This is a genomic window from Mesorhizobium cantuariense, assembly GCF_042647205.1.
Taxonomy (GTDB): Bacteria; Pseudomonadota; Alphaproteobacteria; order Rhizobiales; family Rhizobiaceae; genus Mesorhizobium; species Mesorhizobium cantuariense.
In genome coordinates this window covers 2,997,761-3,024,302 of sequence record NZ_JBHRVD010000001.1, presented here as the reverse complement: position 1 = coordinate 3,024,302, position 26,542 = coordinate 2,997,761, and the positions used below count along the sequence as shown (strand labels likewise).

Below are 26,542 nucleotides of genomic sequence, written 5' to 3'. Positions count from 1 at the left end.
GCCCTAGTCCTTCAGCAACTGGGCGGCGTCATCGCCGATGGAAATGCCGACCCTGGTGCCGTTTTCGAAACCGCAGCCGGCGCTGCGCGAATTCTGCTGGCGCACCATGAAGACATCGCCTTCGTCCAGCCGGACATGGATATGCGTGTCGGTGCCAAAATAGACGATGTTCTCGATCGTGCCGCTGAGATCACCCCGGCCTTTGACGAGCTTGGCATGTTCGGGCCGGACCATCAGCGTTGCGTTGCTGCCGGTGCGGAAGTCGACGCCGGCGGTCGCGCGGATTTTCGCACCCGAGCGCAAGGCGACCTGCGCCTGACCATTGCCTGCATTTTCGACCGTGCCGGTCAGGAAGTTCGTCTCGCCGATGAAGTCGGCGACGAACCGCTCCGCCGGGTGGTCATAGATTTCCCAGGGCGAACCGACCTGCAGGATATTGCCCGACGACATCACCGCGATGCGGTCCGACATGGTCAGCGCTTCTTCCTGGTCGTGGGTAACGAAGATGAAGGTGATTCCGGTCTCGTGCTGCAGCCGCTTCAGCTCGATCTGCATTTCCTTGCGCAGCTTGTAGTCGAGCGCCGACAGCGGCTCGTCGAGCAGCAGCACTTTCGGCTGCGGTGCGAGCGCGCGGGCCAGCGCGACGCGCTGCTGCTGGCCGCCGGAGATCTGGCTGGTGCGCCGGTTCTTCAACTCCTGCATGTGGACGAGTTTCAGCATCGCGTCGACACGCGCCTCGATCTCGGCCTTCGGTCTGCCCAGCATCTTCAGGCCGAAGCCGATATTGTCGGCGACCGTCATGTGCGGGAACAGCGCGTAGGACTGGAAGACGGTGTTGACCGGCCGCTTGAACGGCGGCAGCGGCGCGATATCCTGGCCATAGAGCAGGATCTCACCGTCGGTCGGAAAGTCGAAGCCCGCGATCAGCCGCAGCAGCGTCGTCTTTCCGCAGCCGGATGGGCCAAGCAGCGTGAAGAATTCATTTTCGCGGATTGCGACGGAGACGTTGTCGAGCGCTCTGACCGAATCCTGACCGGTTCCCCGAAAGACCCTGGTGACGCCCTTCGCCTCAACGGCGGGCCGCATGGCTGTCAAGATATTTCCCTCTCCTTCGTGACCATTCACCGGCACCGCCGGCTGGCCATCCTCGACGTTACGGATAACTATGACTAAACATACAGTCAATATCTTTTTGCTGGATGTAGCAGTGGGGTGACCATCGGTCATGCGGACCCGTGATTGCCTCCGGAACTCGCGCCTTCTGCCGTCAAAGCCGAAAATCCGATGCGCCGATGCGCCGATGCGCCGATGCGCCGATGCGCCGATGCGCCGACGATCCCGTCATGATATGGTCAAAGACGAGGCTATTGATGAAATTGGGGCAAGCTCTGGCGCACCAGCCGCTGCTTGCAGGCTTGGGTCAGGTTCATGCGCCTTCTTCTGGCGACCATGCTGCTGATGACCATGGCGCTCTTTTCCGCCGCGCGCGGCGAGGAGCGGCTCGCGCTGGTTATCGCCAATCCGGGCTATGAGAGCGCACCGGCCATCGCCAACGCCGAACTCAGCGCCGAACTCGTTGCGACAAGCCTACGGTCCCTTGGTTTCACTGTCCGGCAAGTGGCTGATGGCGATCGCGCCGATGTGGCTCACGCCATGTATGATTTCGCCAAGTCCCTGGCCAACCCGGATGCCGTCGGCATCTTCTACTATGTCGGCCATACGGCTCAGGCCAATGACCGAAACTATCTGCTGACGCGCGACGCGCGGACCGATTCGACGGAAGCAGTAGACCAGACAGCGCTCCCCCTCGATCTGTTCATCCAAGCGCTCGAGGCCACGCCGACACTCAAGGTGGTTCTGCTGGACAATCCCGGCGATGCAAACAACCCCACCCACGGCGTGATGCAAGGTCTGGCGGCGGTCGATCCGCTGTCCAGCGCCATCGTCGCCTTTTCCGCCCAACCGGGAACCGTCGCGCTGAACGAAGCCAAACCGGTCACGGTGTTTGCCGACGCGCTCACGGCAGCGCTGAGCAGGCGGGGCATGAACATCCGCGCCATACTCGCCTCGGTCACGCAAACCGTTGCCGACAAGACATTCGGTGCTCAGTCGCCGTGGGCGGCCTATGGCCTTTCGGCAGACGGCCAATTTGTGCCGGCGCCGGACGAGCCGGTCGCCGCCGCACCTGCACCGACCGAGGCACCGCCGAAAGCCGTTGCGCCTGAACCCGCACCGCCACCCGGCTACGATTCCGAGGGGGGCGGCTGGGGCGGCGGCAGTGACTATGGCTCCGGCAGCTTCGATGGCAGCAACCAGGAGCCTTACCCGATGGACGTTGCACCGGGGTCCGGTAGTCCCGATTCTTGGGCGGGAAGCAGTACCGCTGAGGCCGCCGCATACGAAGAATACAAACGCCAACAACAACAGCAACAGCAACAACGGCAGAATGAGGAGCAGGCTCGAAAACAGTACGAAGAGGAGGCGGCCAAGCCCGCCGCCGCGGCGCAGGCAACCGCCGAAGAGCCTCCTGTGCCGCCGTTGGACGCGCCTCCTGGCATGGTTTCACCACCCGCCGACAGCAATGCGGTCGAAATCGTGCGGCATCCGACCATCGATGCGCCGGACGAGATTGTCGCCGGCGAGACGGTGACCGTGTCGATCGCGCTGACCGAAGAGCAATTGACGCCTGAGGTGAAAGTGAAAGCGGCTCCCGGTTCGACGGTGACGGCAAACGGCGCCTTGGCTATGGCCATGCCGGCCGGGGCAGAGCTATGGCCCATCGACATCGATCTCTTCGCCAGCGGTTTCGACCTTGCCGACGGCGGTAAATGGAGCCGGCAGACGACCCTCTATCGCCAGGGCGACAGCGATTTCATCCGCTTCGACCTCAAGGCACGACCCATTGCAAAAGACAGCAAGCCCGCCCAGTTCATCGCCCGCATCTACAGCGCCGGGCGGTTTCTCGGATCGGCGTCGCGACCCGTCATTGTTCGTCGAACGGCGCCCGTTGAAGCCAGCACCCAGGATGCGCCAGCCAATCGCCCAGCCGCGCCTGCCATGCTGATGCTGGCCTCCGCGCCACCGCAACCGGCGATGACAGGCAATATCAGGCTTGGCGGCAGCACCGGCGATGACGTCCCCGATCTTGATGTCACCATCCTTTATGACGACCCGAGCGGACTGGGTCCTGGCCAGATCATCATCCATTCGCCGCATCTGGCCGGCCCGGTGACCGATACGTTCTCGACGCCGCCGCAAATGGCGGCATGGCTGGACTCGCAGTATCTACGGCTGCTGCAACTCGGCCTCAGCCTGCGCGGCGCGGTGTCGCTGCAGCAGCCTGCTGCCGCAAGCAGCGACCCGGACGCGCAAAAGCGGTTTGTCACGCTGGCCGCAGAAGGCTTTGGCGACGCGCTCTACCGCGATTACGTGCCGGAGGCGTTCAAGGATGTGTTCTGGTCGCTGCGCGACAAGGGCGAACTGCATTCGATCCAGATCACCTCGAACAGCCCCACCCTGCCCTGGGAGCTGATCCGTCCGCAAAGCGCGGATGGCGCAACCCTCGACGGCTTCCTCGGCATGAGCTACCGGCTGGCGCGCTGGGCGCCGCGCAGCACGTCCTCGCATGTCGACAATCCGCTCGACCGCATGGCTTTCACCGGCGTCGCGGCTGTCGCTCCCTCTTATGTCGACAAGCGGTCGCTGCCGTTTCAAGAGGTCGAGATCGAAGCTCTGAGCAAGCTCACGGGCTACCGTCGCTTCGATGGCGATTTCGTCTCTTTCGAAAAACTGGTCGGCGAGGTCTCGACCGGCTTCATCCATTTCTCCGGCCACGGCGCCGTCAACCAGCCGAGCAGCGGCCGGCCGGTCTTTGCCATCGACCTCGTCGACCAGTCGCTCGACCCCGACACCTGGCGGGCGCTGGTCGCCGCCGCGCATGGCAAGGGCAATCCATTCTATTTTTTCAATGCCTGCGATACGGGCAAGTCCCAGATGCTCGGTGGTTTCGTGCAGGGCTGGGGTCCAGCGGTGCTGGCAGGCGGCGCATCGGGCTTCATCGGCGGCATGTGGCCGCTGACCGACCGCGCCGCCGCCGCCTTCTCAAGCGATTTCTACGGCGGCATCAGCGTGCGGCTCAAGGACGGGCCGGTTTATCTGGCCGAGATGCTGCAAGTGGTGCGCAAACGCTTCTACGAAACCGGCGACCCGACCTATCTTGCCTACACGTTCTACGGCAACGCCAATCTGCAGGTGGTGACGCAGTGAGCGGCGATTTCAGCGTCACATCCTCGACCGCATAGGCGCCGACGCCGCTGGTCATCAGGCAGATGATCGGTATCCCCAGGATTTACAGCGCCCTTTGCGGGCATGGCGCTCCGGCTGCATCGCCGCAGCGCGACGCCGTGGGCTGAGGTCGGAAGCTCGTCTCTTCGGACTGGCGCACCAGTTCGGCAAAGAGAAGCGCGAAGCTTCCCAGCATCAGAAAGACGATGATCAGGCGTGTTACCGGCAATATGTCGGCCTCGACTGGCTAGCCCCCACGCCACCCATCCACTGCCGGCTAACATGACCGATCCGGCTTTACGAGACTTTAAGGCCAGTCTTAACCATCACATTCACGTAGCCTTTGACATGATGCGCGAACGGCGAGTCCGCATCCCGCCGTTCCGCGGTCGTTTTGTCGCGCGTGCCGGCTCTCTTTGCAGACATGCCCCGCCCATGCTACCCCGGCGCTGGCGTGGCCCAGCAATCGGCCGCTGCCAACCGGTCGTCATCGGGGAGCCATGAGCAAAGCCGCCAGCCGCATCGCCTTCGTCTCGTCCGACACCGCTGACGCCAAGACGGCGCTGGAAAGCCTGTCGGCGCGCTATGGCCAGTCCTCCGTCGAGGATGCCGGGATCGTCGTTGCGCTTGGCGGTGACGGCTTCCTGCTGCAGACCCTGCGCGACACGATGGGGACCGGCAAGAAGGTCTACGGCATGAACCGGGGCACCATCGGTTTCCTGATGAACGAATACCGGTCCGGTGGCCTCACCGAGCGTCTCGCGGCCGCCGTCGCCGAAACGATCCGCCCGCTGGAAATGCTGGCCGTCACCTCGGAAGGTGAGACGATTTCGGCGCTGGCGATCAACGAGGTGGCGCTGTGGCGCCAATCCTATCAGACGGCCAAGATCCGCATCACCGTCGACGAGCAGGTCAGGCTTGAGGAACTAAGCTGCGACGGTGTGATGATCGCGACGCCTGCCGGGTCCACCGCCTACAATCTTTCCGCGCACGGGCCGATCCTGCCGCTCGATGCGCCACTGCTGGCGCTGACCCCGGTCAGCCCGTTTCGCCCGCGCCGCTGGCGCGGCGCGCTGCTCTCCAACAAGGCGACCGTGCGCTTCGACATTCTCGAGCCGGAAAAGCGGCCGGTGAACGCGGCCGCCGACCATACCGAGGTCAAGGCGGTGACCTCGGTAACGGTGCGGGAATCACCGACTGCGACCGCCACGTTGCTGTTCGATCCCAATCATTCCTGGAACGAGCGTATTCTCGCGGAACAGTTCAGGTATTGAGCCGGCGCTGCGACCGGCAGCTCGATTAAGCATCCCGATTAAGGTTACAACTTCACAATCGTGCCATTGCTGCCCGTTTCTGTTGACAAATCGAGGGCTTGCTCCTAATTGCATTACCAATCTTGCAGGCGCGTGGCGCTTGCCGCGACAGACGCCGTTGCGCTTCCCCGAACCAGCCAAAGACAGCAACACTTGTCCTCAGACACCACGATCGCTCCAGAAGCGTTGACCTTCGCAGACCTCGGCCTGTCGCCGAAGGTTCTTTCCGCAGTCACCGACGCCGGCTACACCCAGCCGACGCCGATTCAGGCTGGTGCCATTCCGCACGCCTTGCTCGGCAAGGATATTTTGGGCATTGCCCAGACCGGCACCGGCAAAACGGCTTCCTTTGTGCTGCCAATGCTGACCCGCCTCGAAAAAGGCCGGGCTCGCGCACGCATGCCGCGCACGCTGATCCTGGAGCCGACGCGCGAACTCGCCGCGCAGGTCGAAGAGAATTTCATCAGATACGGCAAGAATCACAAGCTCAACATCGCGCTCTTGATCGGCGGTGTGTCGTTCGACGAACAGGACAAGAAGCTGGAGCGCGGCGCCGACGTGCTGATCGCGACGCCCGGCCGCCTGCTCGACCACCGCGAGCGCGGCAAGCTGTTGCTCAACGGCGTCGAGATCCTCGTCATCGACGAAGCAGACCGTATGCTCGACATGGGCTTCATCCCCGACATCGAGCGCATCTGCGAGATGATCCCGTTCACCAGGCAGACGCTGTTCTTCTCGGCGACGATGCCGCCCGAAATCACCAAGCTCACCGAGAAATTCCTGCATGCGCCGGTGCGCGTCGAGGTCTCCAAGGCCGCGTCCGCGGCGACCAACATCATCCAGCGCCTGGTCAAGTCCGGCTCCAAGCCATGGGACAAGCGCGAGACGCTGCGCAACCTGATCAAGGCCGAAGACGCCGAGCTGAAGAACGCCATCATCTTCTGCAACCGCAAGGTCGAGGTGGCGGAGCTGTTCCGCTCGCTGCTGAAGTATGATTTCGACGCCGGTGCGCTGCATGGCGACATGGACCAGCGCGCGCGCATGCAGATGCTGGCCAATTTCCGCGACGGCAAGCTGCGCTACCTCGTCGCTTCCGACGTCGCCGCGCGCGGCCTCGACATCCCCGATGTCAGCCACGTCTTCAACTACGACGTTCCCATCCATGCCGAGGACTATGTTCACCGCATCGGCCGTACCGGCCGCGCCGGGCGCTCTGGAAAATCCTTCACCATCGCGACCAAATCGGACACCAAATATATCGACGCCATCGAACGGCTGATCGGCAACAAGATCGAGTGGCATGACGGCGACCTGTCGACAGTAGTCGCCAGCGAAGGCGAGGACGACGCTCCTCGCCGTGGCAAGGGCGCGCCGCGCCGCGCCGGTCGCAAGGACGATGACCGCAAGGAGAGGGGCGAGCGCAAACCACGCGAACGCCACGCCAAGCACAGCGAAGATGCGGCACCGGAAACGGTACGCGAGGATCAGCCGGTGGCCGAGGCCGCCGACATCGGCGAACGGCGCTCGCGTAAGGAAGCGATCCGTTCGGAGAACACCGAGCGTAAATCATCCGATCGCAACGAACAGCGCGCACCCGAGCGCGGCGACACCAGACCGCAGCGCGACAGCAGCCGCCCTGCCCGCCAACGCCACCAGGAAGACAACGATTCCACCGTCGGATTCGGCGATGACATGCCGGCCTTCATGCGGATCGTCGCCAAGGTCTGATCCCCGATCGCATTGAGGGCAAGCCAGCCATCCGGCTTGCCTTCTTGGTAAGTTCCTAAAGCGCGTCGCGTTCGAACGGACTTAGACGACGCACTTGCATGTCATTGTCCCAAAACCGGGGCCACTCTTTGAGCGACATGCCCTGCCTGGCTCGCCCGTTACATCGGTCCAGGCATCATCTTGGTCGGTTTTTCCAGCATCGGGAACTCGGCCGTGCTGCATTCCACGTTCGGGTTCGTCGGACTGAACATGCCGTTCGGGTTGTCCCCGAGCCAGGCGTGAAGGTCATAGTGGACGAACTCCTTCGGGATGAGCGGATAGTGTCCCTCCATCGGGCCCATGAAGGTCTGGCCAAACAGCTTCGGGGGTTCCTTGGTGTCCGGCGTCAGGGGCACCAGCCATTCCACGCCCACCAGGCGCAAGCCCTTCTTGGTCGGTTCGTAGATCAGGACATTGGGACGCATCGGGTCGAGCTTTTGGCCGACACTCGGGACATTGACGAAATGGATGCCCATGGCGCCCTTCGGGTAATCCATCGCACCCGCTATCTTTTCCCCACTGTAGTAGACGCAGCCGACTGTCGACAGATAAAGGTCGCGGACGGCGGCGGTGTAGTCCTCATATTTGGCGAGCGACTTTTTCAAGGCATCGATGTCGGCCTTGTTGGCCTCCTCGGCCCGGGCCGTAGCGACGCCCAACCATGCGCCTACGAAACCTGTTAAAACGAGGACGCCGCAGCGCCCAAGGCTGGCTGTTCTTGTCATGCATTCCTCCCAGATTTCTGTTCTGGCCGTGCAAGACCGAGGCGGAAAAAATGCTATTGCGCGGCCAGTTGTACCGCCTCATCCTCTCCTGAACAGCGAGGATGCTATTCCTTTCCAGGGCTGCGGGAAAGCGGTGTTTTAGCAACAACTAATTCAACGACGCCATCTGAAGAGCGCCGACATCCGCTCAAACAAAAACGGCCCACATGGGGTGCCCACATGCACATGGGGCCGTTTCACATTCGCTTGCCGAACAGAGCTCAGGTGAGCGGCGACAACTGGATCTCGACACGGCGATTCTGGGCGCGGCCTTCGGCCGTCGCGTTGGATGCGACCGGACGCGTCTTGCCGAAACCGGTGACGGCGAAGCGGCGCTGATCGACGCCCTGGCCGGACAGATAATTGGCGACCGCCAGCGCGCGGCGCTGCGACAGGTCGAAATTGTGCTGCTCACCGCCGGTCGAATCGGTATGGCCGAAGACGTCGACCGTGGTCTGCTTGAACTTCTTCAGCACCAGCGCGACCGAGTTCAGGACCTGGTAGAAGCCGGGCTTCACCGCATCCTGATCGACGTTAAAGGTGATGTCGGACGGCATGTTGAGGATGATCTGGTCGCCGCTACGGGTGACGCTGACGCCGGTGCCCTCGAGCTGCCGGCGCAGTTCGGCCTCGTTCTGATCCATGGTGGCGCCGATGGCGCCGCCGGCCAGCGCGCCGATGCCGGCGCCGATCAGTGCGTTGCGGCGGTCATTGCCGCCGGCAAGCAGGCCAAGGCTGGCACCCGCCAGGGCGCCAAGGCCGGCGCCGGCCGCCGTGTTGGAGACCTTCTGGTCGCCGGTATACGGATCGGTGGTGGTGCAGGCACTCACGAGCACAGCCGTCGCCACGACGACGAGCACAGTCTTTTTCATAGGATGGTCCCTCTCCAAGTCACGCCTTGCGGTGGCGCCAAATCAGCCCTTCTGGCGACTTGTACCATGAAATGCGGCGAAAAGCGGAACGGCAAAAGCGCAGCCCACGGCTTTTCCCGGAGGACCAATCCCCGGCGATAGCGCCGCATCGCCGTGCCGGAATGGTCTAGATCAGGCTACCAGAGATTCTTGCCATCGATGACCACCACTTCGACCTTTTCGAGAGCGAAATCATCGAACAACCGCGCGTTGACGCTGATCTTGGGATTGTTGAAATCCGGCTCGCCGGTCGACCAGTCCGGCGTTTCGGTGAAGGTGCCGCAGCCGCAGGTGGCGCAAAAACCGTGCTTTACGGTTTCTGACCCCCACCGGTAGAAAGAAACGTTCTCCACCGGGGTGGTGAGCTTGAATTGCGACGGGATGTAATAGGCCCAGAGCGAACCGCGTTTCGAGCAGAACGAACAGGTGCATTGCGTCACCGTCTGCGGTGCTTGCGAAACCTCGAACGTCGTCGCCTTGCAATGACAGCTTGCCTTGATGGTCATGAACGCTTTCCTCTCCATTGCCCGCTGCCCCGTGCGGCAAAGGCAACATAAAGGAACGCTCCTGACAACCGTCTGCCAGCTATCGCCGTTGGACCGCCGAACGCCGCCTTCCCGTCAATAGGAACGCGGCGGCACGAACAGGCAGATTGTCTTGCCGGCGTCGAGACCGGCCTGATGCGCGCACCAGTGGAACTCGCCGTCCGGGCTCTCCTTGACGCGCTTGTCGCTCATCGGAACAACCTCACCCGTGCCGGCGATCACATAGCCCTCGGGTTTTTCCAGCACTTCGCCTGTATGGGTCGTACGACAATCATAGTCGGCGCAGCAGGCGAATGGATAACTCCAGCCTTGTGGCTTTGCCGCCGTCGGCGTGGCGTCGTGCGCGACGGCAGGTGCCGTCAGCATTGCGATCGCCCCGATTGCGAACAGGAAAAAAGGAAGTCGGCCAGCCGGTTGAACGGCATTGGCCGATCTGGATGTGGCAGCAGACATGGAACGATCCTTTCAAACGAGTATCAAGCGCTTCGCTTGCCCGTTCCCGGAACGTGTCTTCCCAGCGGCCAGATCGTCAGCTTGCAGATATGCCGCGCCCGGCCATAAATGCTTTTTGTCTCTCCCTCGATATGGGTGATGGTGAGCGCAAATGTGAGTCGGCGCAAGAAATTGCTGCGTGGCCGGCCGAAGCCTATTCGTCGACGGATCCCGCAGCCACCACGTGCTCTTCATATTGCGGCAGGTCGTCGGTGATGGTGAACCAGCTCGCCTTCGAGCCGACGAAAATGTGCGCGGTCGGGCGGATGGCCGGATTGTCGACAAGCGTTCCCATGGCGACATGGACGTAGGCGCCGCCGCGCACGAGCGAATAAAGCAAGGAGCCGCACAGCTCGCAATGCGCGTCATGGCCGCTTTCGTCGCCGAAGATCAGGAGCTTGTCATGCCCCGCGGCGAGAGCAAACTTGCCGCGTTCGATGCCGGCGACAGGCTTGAAGGCCGAACCGGTGGTGCGCCGGCAGTTCGAACAATGGCAATTCACGGCATAGATGAATTCGTCCGCGACCTCGTAGTGAACCGCGCCGCAAAAGCACTTTCCGGTGAGCTTGCTGGTCACCCGTTCCTCCTTTGCCTCCACGCCGGGATCTGTTCAGATTCTAGTCCAGGTCCGCCACGGCTTCGCCCGCACCGCCTTCGATGCGCTGCGACAACGAGGCTTCCATGAAATCGTCGAGATCGCCATCGAGCACGCTCGACGGGCTGGTGCTCTCGACGCCGGTGCGCAGATCCTTCACCAGCTGATAGGGCTGCAGCACATAGGAGCGGATCTGGTGACCCCAGCCGATATCGCTCTTTGACGCTTCGGTGGCGTTTGCAACCGCCTCACGCTTCTTCAACTCTTCCTCGTAGAGGCGCGAACGCAGCATCTCCCAGGCCTTGGCCTTGTTCTTGTGCTGCGAGCGCTCCGCCTGGCAGGCGACCGCAATGCCGGTGGCCAGATGCGTGATGCGTACGGCCGAATCGGTGGTGTTGACGTGCTGGCCGCCGGAGCCTGACGAGCGATAGGTGTCGATGCGGACATCGGATTCGGAAACGTCGATCTCGATCGTGTCGTCGATGACCGGATAGACCCAGACGCTGGCGAAGGACGTATGCCGACGCGCATTGCTGTCATAGGGCGAAATACGCACCAGGCGATGCACGCCCGATTCCGTCTTCATCCAGCCATAGGCATTGTGGCCCTTGATCATCAACGTGGCGGACTTGATGCCGGCCTCTTCGCCGTCATGCACTTCCAGCACCTCGACCTTGAAGCGCCGCCGCTCGGCCCAGCGCGTGTACATGCGCAGCAGCATCGACGCCCAATCCTGGCTTTCGGTACCGCCGGCACCGGCATGGATTTCCAGATACGTGTCGTTGGAGTCTGCTTCACCCGACAGCAGCGTCTCGACCTGGCGGGCTTTTGCCTCGCCCTGCATCGAACGGATCGCGGCTTCCGCCTCGGCGATCACGCCCTCGTCGCCCTCTTCCTCGCCGAGCTCGATCAGGCCGATATTGTCTTCCAGCGCCTGTGTCAGACCTTTCACCGAGGCGATGCCTTCCTCGAGGCCCTGGCGTTCGCGCATCAGCTTCTGCGCTTCCAGCGGTTCGTTCCAGAGGCTGGCGTCCTCGGCCCGCACGTTGAGGTATTCAAGCCGCTTTATGGCTTGATCCCAGTCAAAGATGCCTCCTCAGCAGGGTTATCGCCTGCCTGATCTCATCGACAATATTCTGCGTTTCCGCGCGCATGGCTGGCTGTTCTGTCCTGTTTGCTGAAATCGGTCGGCGCGATACATAGGCAGGCCGCCGCCGGCTGTAAAGCAAAATGGGCTGGCGCAAGGCCAGCCCATCCGCTCGTAAAAATCGTCAGTAGAGGCCGCCGCCGCCGGACTGGATGGCCTGGTTGGCCTGCGGCGACAGCGCACCGCCGGTGGCATTGGAGCCGTCGGCGCCCATGCCGATCACCCAATAACTGTCGGCGGGACCGGTGCCCGGCTTGAAGGCTTCAATGATGGTGCCGGGATCGCCCGATGCGGCACGCATGCCGGTCTTGCGATTGATGGCGACCAGATTCATGCCTTCCGGGACCTTGAAGTCGACATTGGGCGTGCCGTCGAGCGCCACCCGCATGAAATCCTTGAAGATTGGTGCCGCGAGACCACCACCGGTCGCGCCATGGCCAAGGCCGCGGGGCGTGTCGTACCCCATATAGAGACCGACGACGAGGTTGGGCGTGTAACCGATGAACCAGGCGTCCTTTTCGTCATTGGTCGTTCCGGTCTTGCCGGCGATGTGGCGGCCAAGTTCGCCGATGGTGGCGCCGGTGCCGCGCTGCACGACACCTTCCATCATCGAGGTGATCTGGTAGGCGGTCATCGGATCGAGCACCTGCTCGGAATTGTCGACCAGTTCCGGCTCCGACTGATTCTGCCATTCGGGTGCATTGCAGCCCTGGCAGCCACGTTCGTCCTGCTTGAACACCGTCTTGCCGTAGCGGTCCTGGATGCGGTCGATCAGCGACGGCTTGATCGACTTGCCGCCATTGGCCATGATCGAATAGGCCGACACCATACGCATTACGGTCGTTTCGCCGGAGCCCAGCGCCATCGGCAGATAGGGCGCCAGATGGTCGTAGACACCGAAGCGCTCGGCATATTCGACGACCAGCTTCATGCCCATGTCATTGGCCAGCCGCACCGTCATCAGGTTGCGCGACTTCTCGATGCCGGAGCGCAGGGTTGCCGGACCGGCGACGGTGCCGTCGTAGTTCTTTGGCGTCCAGGTCGTGTTGCCGCTCTGGATGGTGATCGGCCCGTCCATGATCACCGAGGCCGGCGTATAGCCATTGTCGAGCGCGGCCGAATAGACGATCGGCTTGAACGAGGAGCCCGGCTGGCGCATGGCTTGCGTCGCGCGGTTGAATTCGGACTGCGCGTAGGAGAAGCCGCCGACCATGGCCAACACGCGGCCGGTATGCGGATCCATGGCGATCAGGCCGCCCTCCACCTCGGGAACCTGGCGCAGGCTGTAGGCGCCATCGGAGCCATCGTTCTTCTGCACGAAGATGACGTCGCCAGGCTTCAACACCTCCGCCGGCGACTTGGCCTTGACGGTCTTGCCGTCGACCACATGGCGCATGGCAAAACCCATGTCCTCCTTGCTGACGGTGCCTTCGACGCGTTCCTTGACGATCTCGCCCGACGCCTGGCGCGCTGGCTGCAGGCCGATCGACAGGCCGGTCGCCGAACTGTCGAGCACGACGGCGAGCGACCATTCTGGAACATCCTCCAGCCCCTTGACGTTGCCCAGCGGCACGCCCCAGTCGCCGGACACGTCGATTGATTTCACCGGCCCGCGATAACCGCGCAGGGTGTCGTATTTCATCAACCCGTTCTGCATCGACTTGCGGGCGATGAGCTGGACCTTCGGATCGAGTGTGGTGCGGACGGAAAGGCCACCTTCGTAAAGTGCATTCTCGCCGTAACGGGCGATGATCTGGCGGCGCACCTCCTCGGTGAAGTACTCACCGGCGAACAGATAGGTGCCGTTGCGGCGCGGCGTCACGCCCAGGGGCTCGGCCTTGGCCTTGTCGCCTTCCTCACGCGTGACGTAGCCATTCTCGACCATCTGGTCGATCACCCAGTTGCGGCGCTCCAGCGCGCGATCGGCATGCTTGAAGGGGTGGTAGTTGTTCGGCCCCTTCGGCAGGGAAGCCAGATAGGCGGCCTCGGCCACGCTCAGCTCGTTGACCGACTTGTCGAAATAGGTCAGCGCCGCACCGGCGACGCCATAGGCGCCGAAGCCGAAGAAGATTTCGTTGAGGTAGAGCTCGAGAATACGATCCTTGGGATAGGCCTGCTCGATGCGGAAGGCGAGGATCATCTCCTTGATCTTGCGTTCGTAGGTCTGGTCCGAGGACAACAGGAAGTTCTTCGCCACCTGCTGGGTGATCGTCGAGGCGCCGACCTGACGCCTGCCCGAGCCGAGATTCTGCAGGTTGACGATGATGGCGCGGCCGAGGCCGGTCACGTCGATGCCGGGATGGTTATAGAAGTTCTTGTCTTCCGCAGACAGGAAGGCCGCCTTGACGCGATCCGGTATGGCCTGGATCGGCAGGTACAGGCGCCGTTCGCGCGCATATTCGGCCATCAGCGCGCCGTCGGAAGCATGGATGCGGGTGGTCACCGGCGGCTCGTATTTGGCCAGCACCTCGTAGTCGGGCAGATCCTTCGACAAGTGGCCGATGTAGATGGCAACGCCCGCCGCGACCAGAAGGGCCAGCGTCGTGCCGATGCCGAAAAAATAGCCAATGAGACGAATCATACCCGCTCCAGTCCTTGGTTCGGGAATTTCCTAAACGAAGCCGCCTTTCGCGCAAGCTTTCGAGCCGGTCCCAATCCGCAATCGAAAACCCTTGTCGCCACCATGTGGACAAAATACGGCAATGCCGGATTTCGCAGCCACGAGCCGGAAATAAAAGCACCGGGTGTTGTCGTCGCGCAACGCTGCCTCTGGTTGCAGGCGCCGCCCGTCATGTCAGCCTCCGGCCCTCGCTCCGGCCTTGGCTGAAGCGAAAAGCGCGACGGCATTGCTTATGCTCTGGGCCGCCTTGCCCCGCCAGTCGGCGTTGAGCAGCTGTGCCTCGTCCTTGGCGTTCGAGAGATAACCCAGTTCGACCAGCACGGATGGCACATCGGGTGCTTTCAGCACCTTGAAGCCCGCCGAACGCTGCGGATTGTTGATGAGGCCGACGCTGGTCGACAGCTGGCCGACCAGCGTGTGCGCGAAACTCATCGAGAAATTGTGTGTTTCGCGGCGGATCAGGTCGATCAGGATGTCGGTGACTTCCTTGTTGTCGTTCTTGATTTCCATGCCGGCGAACTGGTCGGAGAGGTTTTCACGGTCGGCAAGCGCCTGCGCCTGGGGGTCCGAAGCCTTGTCGGAGACGGTATAGACGGTGGCGCCACGAATGCCCTTGACGCTGATTGTGTCGGCATGGATGGAAATAAGCAGGTCGGCCTCATGCTGCCGGGCAATGCGCACGCGATCGTCCAGACGCAGGAATTCGTCGGTGTCGCGCGTCAAGAACACATCGTAATTGCCGACGGCCGCGAGTTTGTCGCGCAGCTCCCTGGCAAAGGCGAGCGTGACGTTTTTCTCGATGGTGCCGTTCAGGCCCTCGGCGCCGCCGTCGATGCCACCATGGCCGGGGTCGATGACGACGGTGAAGCGATGGCCCGGATTGGAGACCGGTCCGGTGCCGACTCGCCCTCCCTTGTCGGTCGAAACCGTCGATCCGGTGGTCAGCGCCTGATTGGCAAGTGCGGCATCGAACTCGCGTGCGGAGACTGCCGACATGTCGATGGCGATGCGGTAACCGGTTCCGTCCTCGTTCTTGAGCACATCGAGCTTGTCGACGGCAAAGGGTCCCTTGCCGGTGAGGATCAGCCGCGAAACGCCCTCGCCGAGCTCGCCCAGGCGCACGCCCTTGACCAAGCCGCGCGCCTTCAAGTCCTTGGCGTCAATGGCGAATCTCGTATTCGCGAGATCGATGACAAGGCGGTTGGGACCGCGCAGCAGGAACCATTTGATATCGGGTTCGCGATCGAAATCCATGACGATGCGCATTTTGGTGGCATCGCCCGCCATCTTGTAGCCTTTTGCCACCAGCGGAGCGTCGGCGGCATTGGCAATCGAGGAAAAGGCAGACGAGATCGTCAGCAGCAGCAAGAGGCAGAAAGCGGCCAGAATCCGGCCGCCAACACGACATCCCTTGTCTGTGAAGTCTGCCAATCCCATTTCTCTTCCAGTCGCTCCCGGTTTGGCGCCAGGCGCCCCGTCGTTTCGTCGAAAAGCCGGTTAGGCCGCGAACTCGATTAACGATTGGTATCCAGAGAAGGTTAACCAAGCCTTTTCACGCAAGGGTCGAAGCCCAGACTTACGCAACGGAACTGCTTTTTGCCGGCATCGGAAATCGGGGTTGCCTTCCACCCCGCCAAATCATAAAAGCGATGGTGGATCACTGCAATCCTGGAACCGCCCTCCTCCGCAGCTTCCTGCTACAGGGTCAGATGAAAAAGGCGGCTCCTTTCGCTTCACGCGAAAAGGGTTCAGGTGATCGCGACGAATTTCGCAGGTGCTAGCCCGTGGCGGGGGAATCACCTGCGTGAGGAAAACGGCCGGGTTTGTTCCCGCGCCGGCTCTGTATGAGCAAACAAGCTGGTCCGGTTCGTCCGGGCTTTGGTTCAAAAGGTTCTGCTGGTGACGATGGCTTCAAGCGCAATCATGGAAAGGTCCGCATCAAACCGCGCCATTATGGCTGCGGGCGGCACCGCCATGGCGCTCAAGCGGCGGCCGGCGGACGTTCAAATATCCGGCACCCACATTCCAGACACGCAGCAGCAGGCTTTGCCTCGCAAGCTGCGGCTGACGGCTGCCGGGGGGAAACGAAATAATGCCCAACAAAATGCTGATAGACGCCTCCCACCCGGAGGAAACACGCGTTGTCGTCGTTCGCGGTAACCGTATTGAAGAATTCGACTTTGAATCCCAGGACAAGAAGCAGCTCAAAGGAAACATCTACCTAGCCCGCGTAACGCGCGTAGAGCCCTCCCTTCAGGCAGCCTTTGTCGAATATGGCGGCAACCGTCACGGTTTTCTCGCCTTCAGTGAAATACACCCCGACTACTACCAGATCCCGGTCGCCGATCGTCAGGCGCTGCTGCGCGCGGAAGCGCAAGAAGCAGAAGACGAGGAGAACGAGGACGGCGACGGCGATGATCGCCAGAGCCGCGATCGTGGACGCCGCGGCCGTCGGCGCGGTGGCAAGACCCGCGACCGCGGTGAGCACAAGCGCGATGCAACTGATTCCGACGAGGCAAGCGAAGGTTCCAGCGAGCCAAGCGAAGGCAGCGACAATGGCGACATCGTTGTCGAGGAGATCTCCCACACCTCCGAGATCATCGAACACGCGGCCGATACGTCCGAACATGCCGATGCGTCCGGACATGGCGAGGGTTCCGCCGATGACGACGAAGCCGAACCTCGCGAAGGCGGTCCGACGTCGATCGCAGCCTCGGTCGAAGCCGATGTGATTTCCGAAACCGTTGCGCAAGCGGAACAGGGCAGCGAAGCCACGTCCGGCGACAATGATCGCGGCATGCTCGAGGAAGTGCAGTCCTCTCATCTGGACGATCACGAAGTCGAATCGGTCGGCGCCGAGGATGCGCTGGAAGAGGTGCGCAATCGCCGCAAGCCGGTGCGCCGCCAGTACAAGATCCAGGAAGTGATCAAGCGCCGGCAGATCCTGCTGGTGCAGGTCGTCAAGGAAGAGCGCGGCAACAAGGGTGCGGCCCTCACCACCTATCTGTCGCTTGCCGGCCGCTATTCGGTGCTGATGCCGAACACGGCGCGCGGCGGCGGAATTTCGCGCAAGATCACCAGCGCGGTCGACCGCAAGCGCCTGAAGGAGGTCGTTGCCGATCTCGAAGTGCCGCAGGGCATGGGCGTCATCCTGCGCACGGCCGGCGAGAGCCGGACCAAGGCCGAGATCAAGCGCGATTACGAATATCTGATGCGGCTTTGGGAAAATGTCCGCAATCTCACCTTGCAGTCCACGGCCCCTGCCCTGGTCTATGAGGAAGGCAGCCTGATCAAGCGCTCGGTGCGCGACCTCTACAACAAGGATATCGACGAGATTCTTGTGTCCGGCGAGGAAGGCTATCGCGAGGCCAAGGATTTCATGCGCATGCTGATGCCGAGCCACGCCAAGGTGGTTCAGCCATTCCGCGACACGACGCCGATCTTCGTGCGCAACGGCATCGAGGCACAGCTCGACCGCATGCTGCAGCCGCAGGTGACACTGAAGAGCGGCGGTTACATCATCATCAACCAGACCGAGGCGCTGGTTGCCATAGACGTCAATTCGGGCCGCTCCACCAAGGAGCACTCGATCGAGGACACCGCGCTCCACACCAATCTGGAAGCGGCCGAGGAAGTCGCGCGTCAGCTCAGGCTGCGCGATCTCGCCGGCCTGATCGTCATCGACTTCATCGACATGGAGGAGAATCGCAACAACCGCTCCGTCGAGAAGCGGCTGAAGGATCACCTCAAGAACGATCGCGCGCGCATCCAGGTCGGCCGCATCTCGCATTTCGGCCTGATGGAGATGTCACGCCAGCGCATCCGCGCCAGCGTGCTGGAATCGACCATGAAGCCCTGCCCGCATTGCGGCGGCACCGGCCATGTGCGGTCCGATTCGTCGGTGGCGCTGATGGTGGTGCGGGCGACCGAGGAATTCCTGCTCAAGGATTCGCGCAGCCACATCACGGTACGGACGCCGGCGGCGACCGCACTCTACGTGCTCAACCACAAGCGCGGCACGCTGGTGGAACTCGAAAGCCGCTTCGGGCTGACGATCACCGTCGAAGCCGACGATTCGGTCGGCTCGCAGCACTATGCGATCTTCCGCGGCGCGCTGGCTGAAAAGCCGGAAGGCTTTGTCGAGGCGCGCAGCTTCCCGGCCTATGTCGAGCCGGAAGAGCCCGAGGACGAGATTGTCGTCGTCGAGGAAGACGATGAGGCGCCGGTGCAGGCCGAACGGCCACGCCAGCAGCCGCAGCAACAACAGCCACGGCCCGCTGCCGGTGGCGAAGAAGGCGAAGGCCGCGACCGCAAGCGCCGCAAGCGTCGGCGCCGTCGCGGCGGCAAGGATCGCGACCGCGAACATGGCGCCCCTGCGGACGGTGCTTCCGTCTCGGCGTCGGCCGATGAGTTCTCCGACTCGGCCGCCAGCGATAGCGACGCGGAAGCGGACGATAACGTCCCCGTTGGTGTCGCCGAAACGTCGGAAACGGTTGAGGCTTCGGACGAAGGCCAAGGCACTTCGGATGAAGGCCCGGGCAAGAAGCGCCGGCGCGGCAAGCGCGGCGGTAAACGCAATCGCCGCGAAGACGGCGAAGGCGAGGCCGAGGCAGGTGCTGGCGAAACAGCCGACGCATCCGAACTCGAAGTCTCCGCAACCGAGGTGATCGCCAGCGAGCCGGAAATCGCCGCATCAGCCGAAGAGCCGGTGGCGCTTGCTCCGGCCAATGACGACGCGCCGACAACAGAGAAGCCGAAGAAGCCCCGTCGTGCCGCCAAGCCGAAGAAGGCCGCGGCCGAGGCCGTCGCCGAGGAGCCGGCTGCCGAAGCGGTCGCGGAAGAAGCACCGGTCGAGACACCAGTCACCGCATCCGACGAGGCAGTCATCGCGCCTGTCAAGGAGGCGCCGAAGGCCCGCCCGTCGCGGCGCAAGCCGGCGGCGGCGGTGAATGCGTCGGTCGAACCCGTGGTGTCTTCGACCGTCGCGGAAGAACCCGCGGCCAAGGCCGAGGATAAGCCGAAGCGCGCCGGCTGGTGGCAGCGGAAGGGCTTTTTCTAAGCCTTTCAGCCACTTGAAGTGATTTTCTGACAAAAAGAATCCCGCGCCATCGAAAGACGGCGCGGGATTTTTCTTATCTGGTATCCCGATGGGCCGCGAACCGCTTTACGGCGCGAAGATCGACCAGTTCATCATCCTGGCCAGCTTTTCCAGGGCGATCGACCCCAGCTTGGAATTGCCATTGGCATTGAGGCCGGGCGACCAGACGGCAAGCGACGCCACGCCCGGCACGATGCCGAGTATGCCACCGCCGACGCCGCTCTTGCCCGGAATGCCGACGCGGAAGGCGAAATCGCCGGAGCCGTCATAATGGCCGCAGGTCAGCATCATGGCGCCGATGCGGCGCGCCCGCTCGGCCGACACCACGGAGTGCCCGGTTGCCGGGTTCTTGCCGCCGTTGGCGAGGAAGCGGCCGGCGAGCGCCAGTTGCCGGCAACTCATGGCGATGGCGCAATGATGGAAGTAGACGCCCAGCGCAAGCTCTGGCGCATGGTGGAGATTGCCGAAGGATTTCATGTAGTTGGCAAGCGCGAAGTTGCGGTAGCCGGTGGCGCGCTCGGACGCCGCGACCTCGCGATCGATGATGATCGTTTCGTCGTCGGCCAGAAACTGAATGAAGCGCAGGATCTCGCCGATCGCCTCGCGCGGCTGGTGGCCGGCAAGCAGGATGTCGGAAATGACGATGGCGCCGGCATTGATGAACGGATTGCGCGGAATGCCGTTCTCATGCTCGAGCTGCACGATCGAGTTGAACGGATTGCCTGACGGCTCGCGCCCGACCCGCTGCCACAGCGCGTCGCCGACATTGCCGAGCGCTAGCGTCAGGGTGAACACCTTCGAGATGCTCTGGATCGAAAAGGCCTGTTCGGCGTCACCCGCCATCAGCACGCGGCCGTCGTTGGTGACGGCGGCGATGCCGAACTTCTTCGGATCGACCTTACCCAGCTGCGGAATGTAGGTGGCGACATCGCCGCGATCGGTGCGATCGGCCATTTCGGCGGCGACTTCGGCCAATGCCTGATCAAGTTTGGGGGCCTGTTCGAGTTCCGGCATGGTGCTACCTCAACCAGCGTTCAATGCGCGCCATTGCCTCGACCATGTCGTCGTGGCTGCCGGCGTAGGAAAACCGCATCGTGCGGTGCCCCGCCTGGGTGTCGAAGTCGCGGCCGGGTGTTGCCGCGACATGCGCCTCGGCCAGCATTTTTCGCGCAAAGGCCATGCTGTCGTTGGTATGCCTGGTGACATCGCAGAAGGCATAGAAGGCGCCGTCCATGGGCGCTGCCAAGGGGAAGCCGAGTTCCGGCAGACGTTTCATCAAGAGTTCGCGATTCCAGGCGTAACGGCCTTTCACCGCCTCCAACTCCTCGGTCGCCTTGAACGCCTCGATCGCGGCAATCTGCGACAGTTCCGGCGGCGAGATGTAGAGGCTCTGGGCGACGCGCTCGACCGGCCGCACCAGGTCTTGCGGCAGCACCATCCAGCCGATGCGCCAGCCGGTCATGCAATAGTATTTCGAGAACGAGTTGATCACCGTCACGTCGCCTCCGTAGGCAAGCGCCGTGGTGTCGGGGGCGGCATAGGCCAGCCGATGGTAGATCTCGTCGGAGATGACGGCGATGCCGAGTTCTTGGGCCGTCTTCACCAGGGCCGCCAGTTCATCGGCAGGAATGACCGCGCCGGTCGGATTGGCCGGGCTGGCGAACAAGACGCCTTTCAGCGGCTTTTCACGATGCGCGGTCTCCAAATGGCCGGCATGCAGATAGGCGGCGTCACCGAGCTCGATCTCGACCACGTCGATGCCGAGTGCGGCCATGATGTTGCGGTAGGCGGGATAGCCCGGCGCCGCGATGGCGACGCGGTCGCCCGGATCGAACATCGCCAGGAAGGCGAGGTTGAAGGCGGCCGACGACCCGGTGGTCACCGCGATCCGGCCGGGCTCGATATCAAGCCCATAGTGATCGGCGTAGTGTCCGGCGATCGCCTTGCGCAGGGCGGCGAGGCCGAGCGCGTCGGTGTAGCCGATGCGTCCGTCCTGCAGCGCCCTGGCTGCTGCCGCGCGAACCAGAACCGGTGCGGGATCGGACGGCTGGCCGACGGCCATGGAAATGACCGGCACGCCCTGGGCCTTCAGCCGGTTTGCCTCGGCCAGAATGTCCATAGCATGGAAGGGCTCGACATTGCCACGGTGTGAGAGTGAAACGACCATTTTATCCCTATCCCGACGATCAAGCGCGCCAAGCCCCTGACGCATGCGCCGCACAAATGCCCGATTGATGTGAGGATCACAAGTTGAGGAAGTTTCCGGCGCCGACTTTTCATCTTTCGCCCGCTCGTCTACCAGTGGAGCCATCATGTTGAGCCGACCCAGATCGACGATTGCCCAGGCAGCGCGCGTCTTCGCGACGCTTTCGCTTGGCGTTGCCGTTGCAATGGCGAGTTCGGTCAGCGCCTTTGCCCAGAACGTGCCGGTGGTGCGCGACGCCGAGATCGAGGCGCTGGTGCGCGATTACGCGCGGCCGATCTTCAGGGCGGCCGGCCTGGCGAATGACGGCATCGACATCGTTCTGGTCAACGACCAGAGTTTCAACGCCTTTGTCACCGGGCGCCGGCTGTTCATCAACACCGGCGCGCTGATGGCGGCCGAAACGCCCAACGAGATCATCGGCGTCATTGCCCACGAAGCCGGCCATATCGCCGGCGGCCACCAACAGAAGCTGCGCGACCAGCTCGAACGCGCCAAGACGATGGCCATCATCGCGACATTGCTTGGCGCCGGCGCCATCGTCGCCGGTGCAACGACCAACAGCCGCGGCCTCGCCGGTGCGGGCATGGGCGTGGCAGCTGGCGGCGGCGAGATGGCACAGCGAAGCATCCTCGCCTATCAGCGCACCGAGGAGATGACGGCCGACCGCTCGGCGATCACCTATCTCAACGCCACCGGCCAGTCCGGCATGGGCATGCTGAAGACGTTCCACCGTTTCCAGACGGCGCTGTCGCTGTCGGGCGCGCAGGTCGATCCCTACCGGATCAGCCATCCGATGCCGCAGGATCGTATCTCCAATCTCGAAGTGCTGGTGAAACAGAGCCCCAACGTCGACAGGCTGGACCCGCCTGCGCTGCAGCAGCGCCATGACATGATGCGGGTGAAGATCGCCGTCTACATGGACGGCCAGGCCGCCGCGTCGCGGCTGATGCGAAAGATGCAAGGGACCCTCGCCGCGCTATATGGCGACGCCCAGTCGACCTACCTGTTCGGCAACATCGCCGCCGCGCTCGCCAAGACCAATGCGCTGATCAAGGCGCAGCCGAAGAACGCTTATTTCCAGGAACTGCGCGGCGACATCCTGATGAAGGCAAACAAGCCCAAGGAAGCCGCGGACGCCTATGCCAAGGCAGTCAGCCTCGATACGGCACGGTCCGGCTTGCTGCCGGTGTCCATGGGTCAGGCGCTGATGGCGGTCGGCACACCCGACTCTCTGAAAAAAGCCGTCGTGCAGATCAACAATGGCCTCGGGCGTGACAAGGAAAACTCAGCCGGGTATCGCTATCTTGCACAGGCCTATGGCGAGCTGGGCGATATACCCGGCGCCGAACTTGCCACCGCCGAGGGCCATTTCTATTCTGGTAACTACAAGGATGCGAAGATTTTCGCCATGCGGGCGCAGCAGCAGATGAAACGCGGCGAGCCGCGCTGGCTTCGCGCTCAGGATATCATAAACTACAGGTCATCAACCAAGATCAAGTGAACCTTCCGGTCGCGCGCTGCGACATAGCCAGACCGGAAAACAGGTAAAAGGAACAGGAACGATGAAAAAAGCACTGCTGCTGGGCACCACGGGGGTTGCGGTCGCCCTGGCCATGCTGGCTTTCGGATTCGTGGCCGGAAGCCCGCAGATTGCTAAGGCTGGTACGGCGCAGCCCGTCGAGACGGCGGCGGCCGACACCAAGATCGACCGCAGCGAGGTCGAAGGCATCATCCGCGACTATCTGTTGAAGAACCCGGAAGTCCTTCTGGAGGTCCAGGACGCGCTGGAGGCCAAGCAGAAGGAAGAGCAGCGCATCGCCCACCTCGGCGTGATCAAGAACGCCAAGGACCAGATTTTCAACTCGGCCTTCGACGGCGTCGTCGGCAATCCGAACGGCAAGGTCACCATCGTCGAGTTTTACGACTACAATTGCGGCTTCTGCAAACGCGCCATGGACGACATGCAGGCGCTGACCAAGACCGATCCGGACCTGCGCTTCGTGCTCAAGGAATTCCCCATCCTTGGACCGGAATCGCAGAAGGCAAGCGTCGTCTCGATGGCCTTCCACCTGATGATGCCGGAAAAGTACGGCGAGTTCCACAATGCGCTGCTCGGCGGCCAGGGGCGTGCCACCGAGGCGTCGGCGATCAAGGTCGCGCTGTCGCTCGGTGCCGACGAAGCAGCGCTGCGCGAGAAGATGAAGGACCCGACGATTAACGAGGCCCTCGCCAAGACCTATGACCTTGCCAACAAGCTGGCGATCACCGGAACGCCGTCCTATGTGGTCGGCAACGAGGTGGTGTTCGGGGCGCTCGGGCAGGAAGTGCTGGCTGAAAAGATCGAGGCGGCGAAAGCCGCGCTCTGATCTTGCTCGCGAGCACATTTCTCACGGGCACATTTCCGCCTGTTGTGGACAGTGAAAGAACGCACTTGCGCTCTTTCCGCGGGCGGTTATGCCCATTATAGAGGGCCCAGCGCGCCGGCTTGATGCCGGCGCCGGGAAAGGTCGGCTTTTTTGAAAACGGTTTTCGTCCTGAACGGTCCCAATCTCAACGCGCTCGGCAAGCGCGAGCCGGGCATCTATGGTGGCAAGACGCTTGCCGCGATCGCCGACGACTGCAAGCAGGCCGGCACGGCGCTTGGGCTCGAGATCGATTTCCGCCAGTCGAACCATGAGGGCGACCTTGTCGACTGGATACAGGAAGCCGGCGACAAGGCTGTCGGCATCGTCATCAATCCAGGCGCCTACAGCCACACCTCGATCGCCATCCACGACGCCATCCGCGCCATAGCGCCGCTGCCCGTCGCCGAAGTTCATCTTTCCAACATCCATGCGCGGGAACCATTCCGCCACGTCTCCATGGTCGCGCCGGTCGCCGTCGGCATGATCTGTGGCTTTGGGCCGCTCGGCTACACGCTGGCATTGCAGGCGCTGGCAGCACGCCTATGACCGGCCAACAAACAGAAGGCTCGAAAATGTCGATAAAGAAGACCGGTGTTGACCAGCAGCTGATCCGCGATCTGGCGGGCATACTGAACGACACCAATCTCACCGAGATCGAGGTTGAACTGGGTGACCTGAAGGTGCGCGTATCGCGGCAGGCGCCGGCTGTTCATGCGATCGCAGCGCCGCAGCCGGCCTATGCTCCTGCCTCGGCGCAAGCTGCCGCCGTTGCTATGCCCGTTGTAGCAGACCTTTCCAAGAATGCGGTCACCTCGCCGATGGTCGGCACCGCCTATCTGGCGCCGTCGCCGGACGCCAAGGTGTTCATCGAGGTCGGCCAGAAGGTCAAGGAAGGCCAGACGCTGCTGATCATCGAAGCGATGAAGACGATGAACCAGATCCCCTCGCCGCGCGCCGGCACGGTGACGGCGATCCTGTTCGAGGATTCGCAGCCGGTCGAATACGGCATGCCGCTTGTCGTGATCGAGTAGAGCGGGCCGGATGTTCCAGAAAATCCTCATCGCCAATCGCGGCGAAATCGCGCTTCGGGTGCTGCGTGCCTGCAAGGAACTCGGCATCCAGACGGTGGTGGTGCATTCGACCGCCGACGCCGACGCCATGCATGTGCGGCTCGCCGACGAGAGCGTCTGCATCGGCCCGCCGCCATCGCGCGACAGCTATTTGAACATCCATCAGATCGTCGCTGCCTGCGAGATCACCGGCGCCGACGCCGTGCATCCGGGCTACGGCTTCCTGTCGGAGAACGCCAAGTTCGCCGACATACTGGCTGCCCACAACATCACCTTCATCGGCCCGACCGGCGACCACATCCGCATCATGGGTGACAAGATCGAGGCCAAGCGCACCGCCAAGCGCCTTGGCATTCCGGTGGTGCCCGGTTCGGACGGCGCCGTCACCGATCAAAAGGAAGCCAGGCGCATTGCCGCCGAGATCGGCTATCCCGTGATCATCAAGGCATCCGCGGGTGGTGGCGGGCGCGGTATGAAGGTCGCCCTTACCGAGGCTGACCTCGAGATCGCCTTGCAGACGGCGAGCACGGAAGCTGGTGCGGCCTTCGGCGACGATGCCGTCTACATCGAGAAATATCTGGAAAAGCCGCGCCACATCGAGGTGCAGGTGTTTGGCGACGGCTTTGGCCGCGGCGTCCATTTCGGCGAGCGCGACTGTTCCTTGCAGCGCCGCCACCAGAAGGTCTGGGAAGAGGCGCCCTCGCCGGCCCTCAATGCCGAAGAGCGTGCCCGTATCGGCGGCATCTGCGCCAAGGCCATCGCCGATCTCGGCTATTCCGGTGCCGGCACCATCGAGTTCCTCTACGAGAATGGCGAGTTCTATTTCATCGAGATGAACACGCGCCTGCAGGTCGAGCATCCGGTGACGGAAGCGATCACCGGCATCGACCTCGTGCACGAGCAGATCCGCGTCGCCTCCGGCGGCGGCCTCTCGGTGAAGCAGGAGGACATCAAGTTCAACGGCCACGCCATCGAATGCCGCATCAACGCCGAGGACCCGCGCACCTTCACCCCGTCGCCCGGTACGATCACCCATTTCCACACGCCGGGCGGCCTGGGCATCCGCGTCGATTCCGGCGTCTATTCGGGCTACAAGATCCCGCCTTATTACGACAGCCTGATCGGCAAGCTGATCGTGCATGGGCGCAACCGCGTCGAGTGCATGATGCGGCTGCGGCGGGCCCTGGATGAGTTCGTCGTCGACGGCATCAAGACGACGCTGCCGCTGTTTCGCGATCTCGTCGGCAATGCCGACATCGCCAATGGCGATTACGACATCCACTGGCTGGAAAAATACCTGGCCAAGGAAGAGTAGCGCGGAGACG

20 protein-coding genes are annotated in these 26,542 nt (G+C 62.8%); 9 read left to right on the top strand and 11 right to left on the bottom strand.

Translation table 11 applies throughout. From position 1 onward, the window contains the following. Window positions 1–3: 3 nt before the first annotated feature. A complete protein-coding gene (locus ACFOJ9_RS14390; RefSeq protein ID WP_378987775.1) occupies window positions 4–1,086 on the bottom strand; it encodes an ABC transporter ATP-binding protein in 1,083 nt (360 codons plus the stop codon). 342 nt (window positions 1,087–1,428) lie between these two features. Between ACFOJ9_RS14390 and ACFOJ9_RS14385 the strand changes: the two genes are divergently transcribed. The 3 genes from ACFOJ9_RS14385 (at window position 1,429) to ACFOJ9_RS14375 (ending at window position 7,325) form a co-directional block, all read left to right on the top strand. After that, window positions 1,429–4,266 carry a caspase family protein gene (locus ACFOJ9_RS14385; RefSeq protein ID WP_378979462.1) on the top strand — a complete coding sequence of 946 codons (2,838 nt, stop codon included), beginning with the start codon at window positions 1,429–1,431 and terminating at the stop codon, window positions 4,264–4,266. Window positions 4,267–4,784: 518 nt separating this feature from the next. Then, window positions 4,785–5,558, top strand: coding sequence for an NAD kinase (locus tag ACFOJ9_RS14380; RefSeq protein WP_378979461.1), 774 nt, complete (start codon window positions 4,785–4,787; stop codon window positions 5,556–5,558). A gap of 192 nt (window positions 5,559–5,750) precedes the next feature. Further along, entirely contained in the window at window positions 5,751–7,325 is a 1,575-nt protein-coding gene (locus tag ACFOJ9_RS14375) for a DEAD/DEAH box helicase (protein WP_378979460.1), read from the top strand. A 158-nt stretch (window positions 7,326–7,483) separates the two neighbouring features. Here the strand turns inward: ACFOJ9_RS14375 and ACFOJ9_RS14370 are convergent, their stop codons facing one another. From ACFOJ9_RS14370 to ACFOJ9_RS14335, 8 genes are all read right to left on the bottom strand, one after another. Beyond that, window positions 7,484–8,089 carry a hypothetical protein gene (locus tag ACFOJ9_RS14370; RefSeq protein ID WP_378979459.1) on the bottom strand — a complete coding sequence of 202 codons (606 nt, stop codon included), beginning with the start codon at window positions 8,087–8,089 and terminating at the stop codon, window positions 7,484–7,486. A gap of 260 nt (window positions 8,090–8,349) precedes the next feature. Further along, window positions 8,350–9,000: an OmpA family protein gene (locus ACFOJ9_RS14365; RefSeq protein WP_378979458.1), complete on the bottom strand. Its 651-nt coding sequence runs from the start codon at window positions 8,998–9,000 to the stop codon at window positions 8,350–8,352. A gap of 176 nt (window positions 9,001–9,176) precedes the next feature. Continuing rightward, complete coding sequence (locus tag ACFOJ9_RS14360; protein WP_378979457.1) at window positions 9,177–9,545, bottom strand: GFA family protein; 369 nt, start codon at window positions 9,543–9,545, stop codon at window positions 9,177–9,179. Between the two features lie 114 nt (window positions 9,546–9,659). Further along, complete coding sequence (locus ACFOJ9_RS14355) at window positions 9,660–10,037, bottom strand: hypothetical protein (protein WP_378979456.1); 378 nt, start codon at window positions 10,035–10,037, stop codon at window positions 9,660–9,662. Window positions 10,038–10,230: 193 nt separating this feature from the next. Further along, window positions 10,231–10,653: a GFA family protein gene (locus ACFOJ9_RS14350; RefSeq protein ID WP_378979455.1), complete on the bottom strand. Its 423-nt coding sequence runs from the start codon at window positions 10,651–10,653 to the stop codon at window positions 10,231–10,233. 40 nt (window positions 10,654–10,693) lie between these two features. Further along, window positions 10,694–11,825, bottom strand: a protein-coding gene (gene prfB / locus ACFOJ9_RS14345; RefSeq protein ID WP_378979454.1) for a peptide chain release factor 2 whose coding sequence is annotated in 2 segments (ribosomal slippage) — window positions 10,694–11,758 and window positions 11,760–11,825 — 1,131 coding nt in all. Because the reading frame shifts where the segments join, the coding sequence is not laid out codon by codon here. Between the two features lie 117 nt (window positions 11,826–11,942). Further along, window positions 11,943–14,399, bottom strand: a complete 2,457-nt coding sequence (locus ACFOJ9_RS14340; RefSeq protein ID WP_378979453.1) for a penicillin-binding protein 1A — start codon at window positions 14,397–14,399, stop codon at window positions 11,943–11,945. A 213-nt stretch (window positions 14,400–14,612) separates the two neighbouring features. Further along, window positions 14,613–15,875 (bottom strand): N-acetylmuramoyl-L-alanine amidase, encoded by a 1,263-nt coding sequence (locus tag ACFOJ9_RS14335; protein ID WP_378979452.1) that lies wholly within the window; start codon window positions 15,873–15,875, stop codon window positions 14,613–14,615. A 655-nt stretch (window positions 15,876–16,530) separates the two neighbouring features. Here ACFOJ9_RS14335 and ACFOJ9_RS14330 point away from each other — a divergent pair. After that, window positions 16,531–19,497 carry an Rne/Rng family ribonuclease gene (locus tag ACFOJ9_RS14330; RefSeq protein ID WP_378979451.1) on the top strand — a complete coding sequence of 989 codons (2,967 nt, stop codon included), beginning with the start codon at window positions 16,531–16,533 and terminating at the stop codon, window positions 19,495–19,497. Between the two features lie 105 nt (window positions 19,498–19,602). Here ACFOJ9_RS14330 and ACFOJ9_RS14325 read toward each other — a convergent pair whose 3' ends face one another. Together ACFOJ9_RS14325 and ACFOJ9_RS14320 are read right to left on the bottom strand one after the other, a co-directional pair. Further along, on the bottom strand, window positions 19,603–20,550 hold the full coding sequence (locus ACFOJ9_RS14325) for a glutaminase (RefSeq protein ID WP_378979450.1): 948 nt from the start codon (window positions 20,548–20,550) through the stop codon (window positions 19,603–19,605). Window positions 20,551–20,554: 4 nt separating this feature from the next. After that, a complete protein-coding gene (locus ACFOJ9_RS14320) occupies window positions 20,555–21,703 on the bottom strand; it encodes a pyridoxal phosphate-dependent aminotransferase (RefSeq protein WP_378979449.1) in 1,149 nt (382 codons plus the stop codon). A gap of 145 nt (window positions 21,704–21,848) precedes the next feature. Between ACFOJ9_RS14320 and ACFOJ9_RS14315 the strand changes: the two genes are divergently transcribed. The 5 genes from ACFOJ9_RS14315 (at window position 21,849) to accC (ending at window position 26,532) form a co-directional block, all read left to right on the top strand. Continuing rightward, window positions 21,849–23,243 (top strand): M48 family metalloprotease, encoded by a 1,395-nt coding sequence (locus ACFOJ9_RS14315; RefSeq protein ID WP_378979448.1) that lies wholly within the window; start codon window positions 21,849–21,851, stop codon window positions 23,241–23,243. 61 nt (window positions 23,244–23,304) lie between these two features. After that, window positions 23,305–24,108, top strand: coding sequence for a DsbA family protein (locus ACFOJ9_RS14310; RefSeq protein ID WP_378979447.1), 804 nt, complete (start codon window positions 23,305–23,307; stop codon window positions 24,106–24,108). Between the two features lie 150 nt (window positions 24,109–24,258). Next, entirely contained in the window at window positions 24,259–24,693 is a 435-nt protein-coding gene (aroQ, locus tag ACFOJ9_RS14305) for a type II 3-dehydroquinate dehydratase (protein WP_057145774.1), read from the top strand. Window positions 24,694–24,719: 26 nt separating this feature from the next. Further along, window positions 24,720–25,178, top strand: a complete 459-nt coding sequence (gene accB / locus ACFOJ9_RS14300) for an acetyl-CoA carboxylase biotin carboxyl carrier protein (protein WP_378979446.1) — start codon at window positions 24,720–24,722, stop codon at window positions 25,176–25,178. Window positions 25,179–25,188: 10 nt separating this feature from the next. Then, complete coding sequence (accC, locus tag ACFOJ9_RS14295) at window positions 25,189–26,532, top strand: acetyl-CoA carboxylase biotin carboxylase subunit (protein ID WP_378979445.1); 1,344 nt, start codon at window positions 25,189–25,191, stop codon at window positions 26,530–26,532. Window positions 26,533–26,542 lie beyond the last annotated feature (10 nt).

Excerpts from the sequence above, each read along its gene's own strand:
- ACFOJ9_RS14310 (WP_378979447.1), top strand. The coding sequence starts at position 23,305 with ATGAAAAAAGCACTGCTGCTGGGCACCACGGGGGTTGCGGTCGCCCTG.
- ACFOJ9_RS14370 (WP_378979459.1), bottom strand. The coding sequence starts at position 8,089 with ATGACAAGAACAGCCAGCCTTGGGCGCTGCGGCGTCCTCGTTTTAACA.
- ACFOJ9_RS14320 (WP_378979449.1), bottom strand. The coding sequence starts at position 21,703 with ATGGTCGTTTCACTCTCACACCGTGGCAATGTCGAGCCCTTCCATGCT.
- ACFOJ9_RS14355 (WP_378979456.1), bottom strand. The coding sequence starts at position 10,037 with ATGTCTGCTGCCACATCCAGATCGGCCAATGCCGTTCAACCGGCTGGC.
- accC (WP_378979445.1), top strand. The coding sequence starts at position 25,189 with ATGTTCCAGAAAATCCTCATCGCCAATCGCGGCGAAATCGCGCTTCGG.
- ACFOJ9_RS14360 (WP_378979457.1), bottom strand. The coding sequence starts at position 9,545 with ATGACCATCAAGGCAAGCTGTCATTGCAAGGCGACGACGTTCGAGGTT.
- ACFOJ9_RS14385 (WP_378979462.1), top strand. The coding sequence starts at position 1,429 with ATGCGCCTTCTTCTGGCGACCATGCTGCTGATGACCATGGCGCTCTTT.
- ACFOJ9_RS14315 (WP_378979448.1), top strand. The coding sequence starts at position 21,849 with ATGTTGAGCCGACCCAGATCGACGATTGCCCAGGCAGCGCGCGTCTTC.
- ACFOJ9_RS14380 (WP_378979461.1), top strand. The coding sequence starts at position 4,785 with ATGAGCAAAGCCGCCAGCCGCATCGCCTTCGTCTCGTCCGACACCGCT.
- ACFOJ9_RS14325 (WP_378979450.1), bottom strand. The coding sequence starts at position 20,550 with ATGCCGGAACTCGAACAGGCCCCCAAACTTGATCAGGCATTGGCCGAA.
- ACFOJ9_RS14330 (WP_378979451.1), top strand. The coding sequence starts at position 16,531 with ATGCCCAACAAAATGCTGATAGACGCCTCCCACCCGGAGGAAACACGC.
- accB (WP_378979446.1), top strand. The coding sequence starts at position 24,720 with ATGTCGATAAAGAAGACCGGTGTTGACCAGCAGCTGATCCGCGATCTG.
- ACFOJ9_RS14365 (WP_378979458.1), bottom strand. The coding sequence starts at position 9,000 with ATGAAAAAGACTGTGCTCGTCGTCGTGGCGACGGCTGTGCTCGTGAGT.
- ACFOJ9_RS14390 (WP_378987775.1), bottom strand. The coding sequence starts at position 1,086 with ATGCGGCCCGCCGTTGAGGCGAAGGGCGTCACCAGGGTCTTTCGGGGA.
- ACFOJ9_RS14340 (WP_378979453.1), bottom strand. The coding sequence starts at position 14,399 with ATGATTCGTCTCATTGGCTATTTTTTCGGCATCGGCACGACGCTGGCC.
- ACFOJ9_RS14335 (WP_378979452.1), bottom strand. The coding sequence starts at position 15,875 with ATGGGATTGGCAGACTTCACAGACAAGGGATGTCGTGTTGGCGGCCGG.